Raw genomic sequence first — 9,987 nt, 5'->3', positions numbered from 1 at the left:
GCCGGCTCAAGCGCTTCAAACGCGTCGCCCTGCGCTGCGAAAAGACCGCACGGAACTTCCGCTCCATCGTAAGCTTCGCCGCCGGACTATGCTTGATCAAATTCGTCCACACGGCCTAGCCTCCTTGCAGCAAAGCCAAAGCGCGTGCCAGGGTGATCATCGTTGACCAGCGGGCCTTACGTCAACAGCTAACCAACCGCCCCAACACCGGCGTCCCATGGGCGGCAAAGTCGAAACGGTAAATCGCCAGATCTCACCGGTTTGCTATTCTAGGCGACGTGCTTGCGGTTGGTCGATCTTTGACCGACAATCGGGCACTCAGGATGACCTTTGTCTCGGCCAGCTCTTCCGGAACTCGCCAGTAGATGCGGCACCAAATAGATGCGGAGGGCAGCATTGCCCCGCACGGCTTCGCCACCTCCTGTGTGGGTTTAGACCTGCGGACATTCAAGAGATAGCTTCGGGCCCTTGATAACCAGCGCTAGTAGCCCGCCTGCGACAGGCAAAAAGGTCGAGTGTATCAAACGCCCAGTTTAGCCAACGCGATTTTTGACGTGGATGGGGCAATGGGCACCCGCGATCCACTGAACCGCGGGCACCGGGCTAATTTCTCCGTCCGGTCATCAGCCGTTGCTTTTACGCATGCGGGCTGTTTTTTTGTCCTTTTCACCTGTGCTGACCACCTCGTTTTCAACTGTCAGACTCAAGCGTTGATAGACGCCAAGGCCAACCAGAAGCGCGACCCCACCCAGAAGGAGAAAGGTCGGATAGATCATGGTGCTTATGTCGGCTTTGCTGGCCTCAAACACTGTGACCAGCGATTCAAGAAAGATTGCCACGGCGATGGTCGTGACGAATTTGGTCATGCTGCGTCTTGCCTCGCCAGCTTGGCGCATTTCGCGGGTGCGGAAGGACTCTTCTTCCAGCAAATATTTGCCGACGTCGAACACGGCGATGGCGATCACCGTGTAGCCGACAGCCTCCAGCAAGGTGGAACCAACCTCAGGATCGGGCTGACGATACGCAACTATCACCTGAACGCCGGCATAAACGATCAATGCTGCCGCCAGAAGCATCAACACGATGCTTGCAATTGCGAATACTGTACGTGTGATCACCTCGAACAGGCGCATGGCTGGCACCGCCCCAAGTTTTCGCTCTTTGCGTCATCTCGCATGTGATGAGTCCCGTTCGATTCCCGTGAACGCTCCCCTGACCCCATTGTTCCGAAGCGCGAACATACGAACCCTGGATGTTCATGCCGTTCACTGATGTCGGAACGTTTATGCGCGTCTTCCATTTAGCGACATAGAGGAGACCCAATGACTGTTGTTTTAGGTATTTCCTCGTTTTGCTCGACGCAAGCGTTGGGGGTGGTCATAGCCAACCCAGTCCATTTGGCATTCGTCGTCAAGCTGATCTCGCGCGAAGACGACACGAGCAGCTACGTGTCGGAGGAAAAACCGGGCTTCAACGAGAATTTCGGTACGCCGTATGCCGCGATGATGCGGCCGTTCTGGTCGCCGATCGGTCTGCCCTGCCAAACACCGCCATGGAACTATATCGCGGCTGCCAATTTGAAGACTGGCAATGTCATCTGGCAGCGCCGCACCGGGACCGTGCACGACCTTTCTTCCTTGCCACTGCCCTCCAAAATGGGCGTGCCAAGCATCGGCGGTCCGATCACGACCGCTGGCGGGTGGCGTTCCACAGTAGCACGCTTGATTACCATGCGCGCCTTTGACGTGACGGACGGGCAGGAACTCTGGCGTGATCGGCTGCCGGCAGGCGGCAATGCTACGCCGATGACCTATCAGAAAGCCGATGGACGCCAGTATCTGGTTGTTGTGGCCGGCGGCCATAGTTCCACAGGAACAAAGGTGGGAGATTCAACATCGCTTATGCCCTACCCAATGAGTAACCGCCGATAATGCGGGCGGATTGCAGAGCCTCGGTAGACGGGGGCATTGTACCTTTCATGCGGCACCGAAACGCGCATCGACTCGGTGGTTTTGCAGTTCCTGCATTGCTTCCATCGTGCCTGGCAGGCTGTTCCGGCATCCAGTCTGCGCTCGAACCCGCCGGTGAGGAAGCGGCCAGTGTCTTCAACCTCTTCTGGTTCATGTTTTCCGGAGGCGCGATCATTTGGCTGGGCGTGGTCGCCCTTGTGATGTATGCCAGCCGAGCCCGCCAAAATCCCCACAGTGAGCGTGCATCCGGCCTGTTGATCCTATGGGGCGGAGCAATCTTTCCCTCAGCGGTCCTGGCGCTTCTGCTTGGCTTCACCTTCTGGCTCATGCCCGGAATCCGGCCATGGACGGCTCTTGCCGACGCACCGCAATTGCGCATCGAAGTCGTGGGCGAACAATTCTGGTGGCGGGTCACCTACTTCCCCGGCGACGGGAGCGATGCGGTGGTCTCGGCCAACGAAATCAGGCTGCCTGTGGGGCAGCGGGTGGAGTTCACGCTCAAGAGCAATGACGTCATTCATTCATTCTGGATTCCGTCGCTCGGCGGCAAGATGGACATGATTCCGGGGCGCACCAATCGTCTCTCATTGCTTGCGACAAAGCCGGGCATATTCCGTGGACCATGTGCGGAATATTGCGGCACCTCGCATGCATTGATGGCGTTTTCGGTGGTCGCGATGGAGCCTATGGCCTTCGGCAAATGGCTCTCCAGGTGCGCGAAATCTTCGGAAAATGTCGCGGCCGCTGGTTCTGACGCGTTCCTGGCAAATGGCTGTGGTGCTTGCCATACGATCAAAGGAACCGAGGCAACCGGTGTCATCGGCCCTGACCTGTCTCATGTTGGCTCACGCCGAACACTGGGGGCCGGAATCTTGCCCAACAATGAAGCCACGATCGCGCGCTTCATCACCGAACCGGACAGGATCAAGCCTGGTGTACAGATGCCTGCCTTCGGCATGCTCCCGCACCAGGACATCGAGACCATAGCTGCCTATCTGAAAGGGTTGAAATGACCCGCCCTGAGACCGCCTCAGTTAAGGGACGGCAGGCTCAGGCCGAACGACTGCGCGCCGTTTGGGACAATCCGTCCGGCTGGCGCTACTGGACATCGGTCAATAATTTCCAGATCGGACTCTGGTATGGATCGGCGGCCTTCGCCTTCATGCTGTTTGCCGGCGTGCTGGCCCTGCTGATGCGCATGCAACTGGCCTTGCCTGAAAACAACTTCCTCTCCGCCGATCTCTTCAATCAGGCCTTCACACTGCACGGCACAGTGATGATGTTCCTGTTTGCGGTGCCGATCTTCGAAGCCATTGCAATCTTCCTGCTGCCGCCGATGCTCGGTGCACGCGAATTGCCGTTTCCACGACTTTCGGCCTTCGGCTTCTGGAGCTTTCTGATCGGCGGCGTTTTTGTCTGCGGGTCGATCTTCTTCAATGCAGCCCCCTCTTCCGGCTGGTTCATGTATCCACCACTTGCTACCGACAAGGACTTTTCGGGCATCGGTGCGGACATCTGGTTGCTTGGCCTATCTTTTATCGAGATCGCATCGATTGCGGCCGCAATCGAGATCATCGTCGGCGTCATGAAGTGCCGGGCGCCAGGCATGCGCATCAACATGATGCCGCTCTTTGCCTGGTATCTGCTGATCGTGGCAGGAATGATCCTGTTTGCTTTTCCGCCGCTGATTGCTGGTGACCTGCTGTTTGAAATGCAGCGCATGTTCGACTGGCCGTTCTTCGACGCCCAGCGGGGCGGCGATCCGCTGCTGTGGCAGCACCTCTTCTGGATCTTCGGACACCCCGAAGTCTACATCATCTTCCTGCCGGCGATCGCCCTGATGGCGATGATCGTGCCGACTTTCGCACAGCGGCCGATCGTCGGCTATTCCTGGATCGTCCTCGCCGCGGTCGGAACCGGCTTCCTTTCCTTCGGGCTGTGGGTACACCACATGTTCACCACCGGCCTGCCGCAGATATCGCTCGCCTTCTTTTCGGCTGCTTCGGAAGCGGTGGCGATCCCGACCGGAGTCCAGATATTTGTCTTCATCGCAACGATGCTTGCCGGAAAGGTGATTCTCTCCGTGCCGATGCTGTTCGGCACCGGCGGCATCGCCATTTTCGTCATCGGCGGGCTCACCGGCGTCATGGTTGCTCTGGCGCCATTCGACTGGCAGGCGCACGACACCTACTTCATTGTCGCGCATCTGCATTATGTGCTGATAGGCGGTATGCTGTTTCCGGTCATCGCCGGCATCTATTACTACTACCCGCTAGTCGACGCCCGGAAACTATCGGATCATCTCGGTAGGCTCGCATTTTGGCAGATGTTCATTGGTTTCAACGTGGCCTTCTTTCCCATGCATCTGGCCGGCCTGCGGGGGATGCCGCGCAGGGTCTTCACCTATCCGGCTGATATCGGCTGGCACTGGCTCAACCTGATCTCCACCGTCGGCGCGTTCATTTTCGCCGCTGGCGTGCTGGTGGTGGTGATCGACGTGCTGCGGCCGAAACATCACGCACCGCGCGGCGAAACCAATCCGTGGAACGCGGGCACATTGGAATGGATCAGCGAGCCGGAAGAAAATTGGGGCGTGCGCTCTATTCCTATCATCACTAGTCGTTATCCTCTCTGGGACCAGAAGAATCTCGCAAGCGAGATCAATGAAGGGCGCTTCTATCTGCCAGACGCGCAGGAAGGTTACCGCGAAACGCTGGTCACCTCCGTGCTTGATGCCGAACCGCTGCAATGCCTGCGTGTTGGCGGCACGTCTTATGTGACGATCGTCTCGGCCGCGTCGTTGGGGGCGGTGTTCATCGCGCTGACCTTCCATTGGTGGATCACCGCGCTCATTTGCGGCGTCGTGACGTGTGCGGCGATCATTTACTGGCTATGGACCGGAACGGCCGAGATTCCGGAAAAGCCTCGCAAGGATGTCGGGCTGGGACTCATTCTGCCGCTTTATGTTTCCGGTCCCTCTTCGGTTGGCTGGTGGGCAATGTTCATCACCATGGTCGGCGATGGTACTGCCTTCGCCAGCCTGGTCTTCGGCTACTTTTTCTACTGGACCATCCATGACGACTTCACCGCCGGGCTGGCAGGCCCGGGTTCTTTCTGGCCGATGGTGGCGCTCGCTTTATTCCTCGCCGCCTGGCTCGCCCTGCTTACCGCGCGGACATTGAATGACAGGGGCCAGCCATTTGCGATGCGACTATCGTTGATGGCTGCGCTGTTTCTTACCGCGGGCGGTTCGGCTGCGGGGTTCATGGGACCTTGGTCCCATGCGATGGCTCCAACTGCCCACATCTATCCGGCAATCGTCTGGATCCTGGTAATCTGGATGCTCGCGCATGCGGCCGTCGGCCTGATGATGCAGGTCTATTGCCTCGCGCGCAGCCTGACAGGCCGTCTGACCGATGAATACGACATGGACCTGCGCAATGTCGTTCTTTACTGGCACTTTTTGTCGATCACGGCCGTTGTCACCTTTGCCGTGATTGGTCTGTTTCCGCTGGCGATATGAGGCAGCGATGAGGTTCGTGCCCAAACAGATCGAGTCGCTTTGGACGCTCTTTACGGCACCGGTGGTGTGGGCCGTCCATTTTCTTGCCAGCTATCTCAGCGCCGCAGTCTTCTGCGCCAAGCAGGAGCAACTGGCCTTCGGTTTCGACATGCTGCGGCTCGCCATTGCCACCTTTACCAGCGTCGCGCTTGCAATGATCGTGCTGTCGGCCTGGCTGGCCTGGCGGCAATGGGGGTTCGGTGCGCATGATCCCCCTCACGATGACCCAACCGGGCATGATCGAAGACTTTTCCAGGGCTTTGCGACCCTGTTGCTGTCAGGCTTGAGTTTCGTTGCCGTGATCTATGTGGCCATGCCGCTGCTCTTCGTGACGGAGTGCTGGCGATGAAGCGCAGTGCGCTGACGGCGGGGATCATCCTCCTTGGTCTCATTTGGCTGGGGCCGCTGCTCGACATCTATCGGGACTCTTTTTTCGCGCATATGCTCGCCCATATGGGCGTCGTCACCATCGCCGCACCCCTGATCGCGATCGGGCTTGTCGGATCGCGATGGAATTTCTCGGGCAAATCCGGCCTGTTTACACCCATTCCCGCCTCGTTGGTCGAGCTTTTGGTTGTGTGGGCCTGGCACGCGCCGGCACTCCGTTCGATGGCGCAGGCGTCGCTGGCGGTGACCGTCCTCGAGCAGGCGAGCTTCCTGGCCGCCGGCGTGCTCCTGTGGCTTTCCTGTCTCGGTGACGGCTTTCATGGGCGCGACCGGCAAAGTGCGGCCGGGGCCTTCGCCCTGCTGCTGACATCCCTGCACATGACGCTGCTTGGTGCGCTCCTGGCGCTGACCCCGCGGCCACTTTACGGGTTCGATTCCGTGACCTGTCTGGGCTTTGAGCTCGACGCCGTTCAGGACCAGCAACTGGGTGGGGTGGCAATGCTGCTGATGGGAGCGGCGGCTTATCTGACTGGCGGTGTAGCGCTGCTGGCGCGGCTTTTGTCGGCCCCGTCCGTACGGCATGGATCCGGAGTCAACAGATGAAGCCGCGCAGCAGCCTCGTGCTGGCTGGACTGGCAACTCTGCCCTTTGCGGCGGTCCTGGTCGCATGGCTCGGCATCTTCAACGTCGCGGCGTCCACCGGCCATTGGCCGATTACCAACTGGTTCCTGCATTTTGCCATGCGCTCATCGGTTCGCACTTATGCTTTCGGAATTACCGTTCCCGATCTGCGCAAGACCGGGCTGTTGCAGCCAGCCGCCGCTCATTTCGACACAGGCTGCGCCTTCTGCCACGGAGCACCCGGTATGGTCCCCTCCCCGGCCGCACTCGCCATGCTCCCGCCTCCGCCGTACCTTGTCCACAAGGTCGGCGAATGGACTGATGCGCAGCTATTCCGCATCATTCGCCATGGCGTGCGTTATACCGGCATGCCGGCCTGGCCAGCCCTGGAGCGAACCGACGAGATTTGGGGGATGGTGGCCTTCCTTCGCAGGCTACCTTCCCTCGATGCAGAAGGCTATCGTCGGCTGGTCGAAGAGCCATCGGTTAGGGATAGGCCATCCGCTTTCGATGCAGCTATCGCCCGCTGCGCACGCTGCCATGGCAGGGACGGCATCGGTCGCGACGAGGCCGTGCCGGTCATTGCTGGGCAATCGAGTGCCTATCTGATCGGCAGCCTGAGAGCCTATGTAGAAGGCAAGCGACCAAGCGGCATGATGGAGGTTGCGCTTTCGCAGACGGACGCGAGCATCCTCGACATGCTTGCAAGATACTATGCCGGCCAGCCTTTGCCGGCAAAACCAGTGGGGGCCGATCCGGTATCAGCCGCGCGAGGCAGGGAGATTGCCGAGCAAGGCTTGCCCGGCAAAAGTGTTCCAGCCTGCCTTGGATGCCATGGCGGGTCGCGCAAGAACCCGGCCTATCCGAAGATCGTCGGCCAAAAACGGGCTTATCTGGAAGCTCAATTACGCCTCTTTGCCGAGAGTCGCCGTGGCGGCACCGACTACGCGCATATCATGACCAAAGTGGCAGGCAAGCTGAGCGAGAAGGATATCGAAGACGTCGCGACCTATCTCACTTCGATAAAATAGGCACTGCTCCGACGGCAGCGGTTCCAATTGACACCTTTGCGCCGCCACGCAAAAAAGATGTTTACGTTAATCGCCTGGAGTTTTGACTGACCGTCATTTTTGTCGAGGCGCTTTGAGCGTGGCACCTGCACGCGTGTATCGTCCTGCCCGCTGTTCCATCACTGCATCGGCAAGCGAGCGTGCGGCGTTTCTCACCTCTTCCTGTATCGCCTCATCGGCGTCGAGTTCGTCATGGCTGATCGCATAGGGTTTCCAGTAGCCAATATAGCGGTCGAGTTCCGCATGCTGGCCCGCCGGTGTCAGCCCCATGAAACGCAACCAGTCGGAGACTGAACGCCGCACGTTTTCTGCACCTTCGACATCGCCATGAACCACGACCGAGAAGATTCGTCCGGCGAGATGACGAGGATAGTCCCAGCCGCCAAGTTCGACGGCTTTGGCCTTGGCAGCGTCCTTGCCTTGAGTGAGGGTCGGATCGGGATTGCCGCCGTCGGCGCAGACGAGCCGATCCATCATGAGCTTCAATGGCGACGAGACCTGATACCAGTTTACCGGCGTTATGATCATGACGCCATGGGCGGCGACCCACAGTGGATAGATTTCATTCATCCAGTCCTGCGTCTGGCCAAGGGAATGGTTCGGATAGCAGGAACATGGCCAGTGGCAGAGTGGCGCGGCAGTCGAAAAACATGCCTTGCAGGGATGGATGTGGCGCCCGTATTCCGATGCTAGCCGCGAGAGGTCGAGGAAATCTATTTCTAGGCCCTTCTCCGATTGGATGGCGTTTTGGGCGATTTCGGCTAGCCGGTAGGATTTCGATATCTCCCCCGGACAGGTGTGCTCACTGCGGGAAGAGCAGTTTATGAGAAGGATACGCGGCGCAACCGCCTTGTCCCGGTATCTGGCTTGGGCACTAAGAACCGCGCCGCGGGCAGCCAGCCACTCTGTGGACAGATCATAATCCGGGTCCGCAAATTCCGGTCCGGCCTTTCGCGTAAACGGACTCTTGCGTGAGGCGCAATATGCCTCCCACGCGATGGCGGCGATCATGTCGATGTCGCCGCGCAATGCGTCGAAGGCCGGATCAAGAAATTGCTGGGCATAGCGGTGCTTGAAATCTTCTTCCCCGAGCTTCGGACTTGGAGACCCTTTTCGTGGAGGTGGCGGCTTTCCGGTTCGAAACGACGAGGAGTTGGCCATTGTTCTATCTCCGCTGCTGAAAGGAAACGGGCGGTGGCCGGCTTCCTACGCCTCATCCCCCGGGCAGGTCTGGAGGCTCAGGCGTCGGTTCAGGTTTAGGTCTGGGCGAAGGTGGAGGACCGAGCGGCACCGGATTGTCCGGAACTTCGGGGTGTTCCCCAGGTTGTGGCTCATGGCTTTCCTTCTTTGGCCCTGATTTTTTTGTATCGGACATCAAACACCTCCTTATCGCTCGAACTCAAACTGGAACATATTTGTTCCGAGGACGGTTTCTCCCGAGTCACAACGTCTCGGCCTGCTCACGCCTCAAGGGTGTTGATTGCCACTGCAAATTCTCAATGGAAATATCGGGCTGCGCCGGGTCATGATGGATGTATATGGACCCCGCCCGCTTGCAACGTAAGCAGGCAGGACATCCCACGTATCGGGGCCATCGCTGGCTCATTTTGTGCATGAGTCATGCGGAGAACCTATGAGCGACAGTGTGAATCAGCATCGAACATTTGTGACTTTGACGGCGGAGCCTGTGCCGTCGGGCCGTAAGCCGCGCCATCGGTCCGCGGAAGAGAAGGCATGACTTTCGCCGAAGCGTGCTTGCCAGGCGGCAATGTGTCGGCGGTTGCGCGTTCTGAGGGGCTGAATCCCTCCCAGCACTACGCGTGGGCCGGCAGGCGCTTTCGTCGGGGGGATGGTTGCGCCCCTGACAAAGAAAACGAACCAGCCTGTGAAGTTCACGCGCTTTGAAGCGGTGGGCGGCGGCACGGTGGAAATCGTCATCGGCGATATGGTGGTGCGCGCTGGCGGCGATGTTGATCCTGAACACCTGGGCCGGATCATCCGTGCGGTGCGTAAGGCATGATCGCGTCCGGGGTGGTCGTTTACTGTCGTGCCAGCCAGTGGACTTCCGAAATGGAGCAGCGTCGTTAATGGCGCTGGTCCGCGATAGCGGCCTCGACCCGTTCAGCGGTGCGCTTTCCGCTCAAAGCGAGCGGACCGTGTTGTCATCGTATGGTGGGATGGCAGCGGGGTCTGCCTTTACTCGAAACCCTGGAAGAGTACAGCTTCTGCTGGCCTGCGATATCGGCGGTGCGGATGCGTCGTAAGCGCGTAGGTCACCCCACGTAGCGGCTGGTTCGCTGATCTGGGAGTCTCCAGGGTGATTTGTCCTGGGAGGCTCCTGTGAGCGCACATATGTCTGATAGCAAGAACTTCGAGG

Annotated in this window: 9 protein-coding genes; 7 read left to right on the top strand and 2 right to left on the bottom strand. The window is 59.1% G+C overall.

Annotation, left to right across the window (positions count from 1 at the left end; translation table 11 throughout):
• Positions 1–623 precede the first annotated feature (623 nt).
• Positions 624–1,133 carry a GNAT family acetyltransferase gene (locus tag EET67_RS24590; RefSeq protein ID WP_128628810.1) on the bottom strand — a complete coding sequence of 170 codons (510 nt, stop codon included), beginning with the start codon at positions 1,131–1,133 and terminating at the stop codon, positions 624–626.
• A gap of 189 nt (positions 1,134–1,322) precedes the next feature.
• Here EET67_RS24590 and EET67_RS24585 point away from each other — a divergent pair, with 189 nt between their 5' ends.
• Genes EET67_RS24585 through EET67_RS24560 form a run of 6 tightly spaced genes read left to right on the top strand, consistent with a single transcriptional unit; the run spans position 1,323 to position 7,571 of the window.
• The gene (locus tag EET67_RS24585) at positions 1,323–1,931 is read left to right on the top strand and encodes a PQQ-binding-like beta-propeller repeat protein (RefSeq protein ID WP_128628809.1); all 609 of its coding nucleotides are present in this window, start codon (positions 1,323–1,325) and stop codon (positions 1,929–1,931) included.
• Positions 1,931–2,983 (top strand): cytochrome c oxidase subunit II, encoded by a 1,053-nt coding sequence (coxB, locus tag EET67_RS24580; RefSeq protein ID WP_342634690.1) that lies wholly within the window; start codon positions 1,931–1,933, stop codon positions 2,981–2,983. The genes EET67_RS24585 and coxB overlap by 1 nt, the downstream gene beginning before the upstream one ends.
• A complete protein-coding gene (gene ctaD, locus EET67_RS24575; protein WP_128628807.1) occupies positions 2,980–5,493 on the top strand; it encodes a cytochrome c oxidase subunit I in 2,514 nt (837 codons plus the stop codon). The genes coxB and ctaD overlap by 4 nt, the downstream gene beginning before the upstream one ends.
• A 7-nt stretch (positions 5,494–5,500) precedes the next feature.
• Entirely contained in the window at positions 5,501–5,881 is a 381-nt protein-coding gene (locus EET67_RS24570; protein WP_128628806.1) for a hypothetical protein, read from the top strand.
• Positions 5,878–6,522 (top strand): cytochrome c oxidase assembly protein, encoded by a 645-nt coding sequence (locus tag EET67_RS24565; protein ID WP_128628805.1) that lies wholly within the window; start codon positions 5,878–5,880, stop codon positions 6,520–6,522. Before EET67_RS24570 ends, EET67_RS24565 begins: the two co-directional genes overlap by 4 nt.
• A complete protein-coding gene (locus EET67_RS24560) occupies positions 6,519–7,571 on the top strand; it encodes a c-type cytochrome (RefSeq protein ID WP_128628804.1) in 1,053 nt (350 codons plus the stop codon). Before EET67_RS24565 ends, EET67_RS24560 begins: the two co-directional genes overlap by 4 nt.
• Before the next feature lie 93 nt (positions 7,572–7,664).
• On the opposite strand, the gene EET67_RS24555 is transcribed toward EET67_RS24560, so the two are convergent.
• The gene (locus EET67_RS24555) at positions 7,665–8,771 is read right to left on the bottom strand and encodes a flavodoxin family protein (protein WP_128628803.1); all 1,107 of its coding nucleotides are present in this window, start codon (positions 8,769–8,771) and stop codon (positions 7,665–7,667) included.
• 724 nt (positions 8,772–9,495) lie between these two features.
• Here EET67_RS24555 and EET67_RS26450 point away from each other — a divergent pair.
• Positions 9,496–9,630, top strand: coding sequence for a hypothetical protein (locus EET67_RS26450; RefSeq protein ID WP_281011207.1), 135 nt, complete (start codon positions 9,496–9,498; stop codon positions 9,628–9,630).
• Positions 9,631–9,987: the final 357 nt, after the last annotated feature.

This window comes from Borborobacter arsenicus, from assembly GCF_003934165.1.
GTDB lineage: Bacteria > Pseudomonadota > Alphaproteobacteria > Rhizobiales > Rhizobiaceae > Pseudaminobacter > Pseudaminobacter arsenicus.
The sequence above is the reverse complement of the archived record's forward strand: the minus strand, read 5'-3'. Positions and strand labels throughout refer to the sequence as shown.

Coding starts and splice junctions, on each gene's coding strand:
- ctaD (WP_128628807.1), top strand. CDS start 2,980: ATGACCCGCCCTGAGACCGCCTCAGTTAAGGGACGGCAGGCTCAGGCC.
- coxB (WP_342634690.1), top strand. CDS start 1,931: ATGCGGGCGGATTGCAGAGCCTCGGTAGACGGGGGCATTGTACCTTTC.
- EET67_RS24590 (WP_128628810.1), bottom strand. CDS start 1,133: ATGCGCCTGTTCGAGGTGATCACACGTACAGTATTCGCAATTGCAAGC.
- EET67_RS24560 (WP_128628804.1), top strand. CDS start 6,519: ATGAAGCCGCGCAGCAGCCTCGTGCTGGCTGGACTGGCAACTCTGCCC.
- EET67_RS24570 (WP_128628806.1), top strand. CDS start 5,501: ATGAGGTTCGTGCCCAAACAGATCGAGTCGCTTTGGACGCTCTTTACG.
- EET67_RS24555 (WP_128628803.1), bottom strand. CDS start 8,771: ATGGCCAACTCCTCGTCGTTTCGAACCGGAAAGCCGCCACCTCCACGA.
- EET67_RS24565 (WP_128628805.1), top strand. CDS start 5,878: ATGAAGCGCAGTGCGCTGACGGCGGGGATCATCCTCCTTGGTCTCATT.
- EET67_RS24585 (WP_128628809.1), top strand. CDS start 1,323: ATGACTGTTGTTTTAGGTATTTCCTCGTTTTGCTCGACGCAAGCGTTG.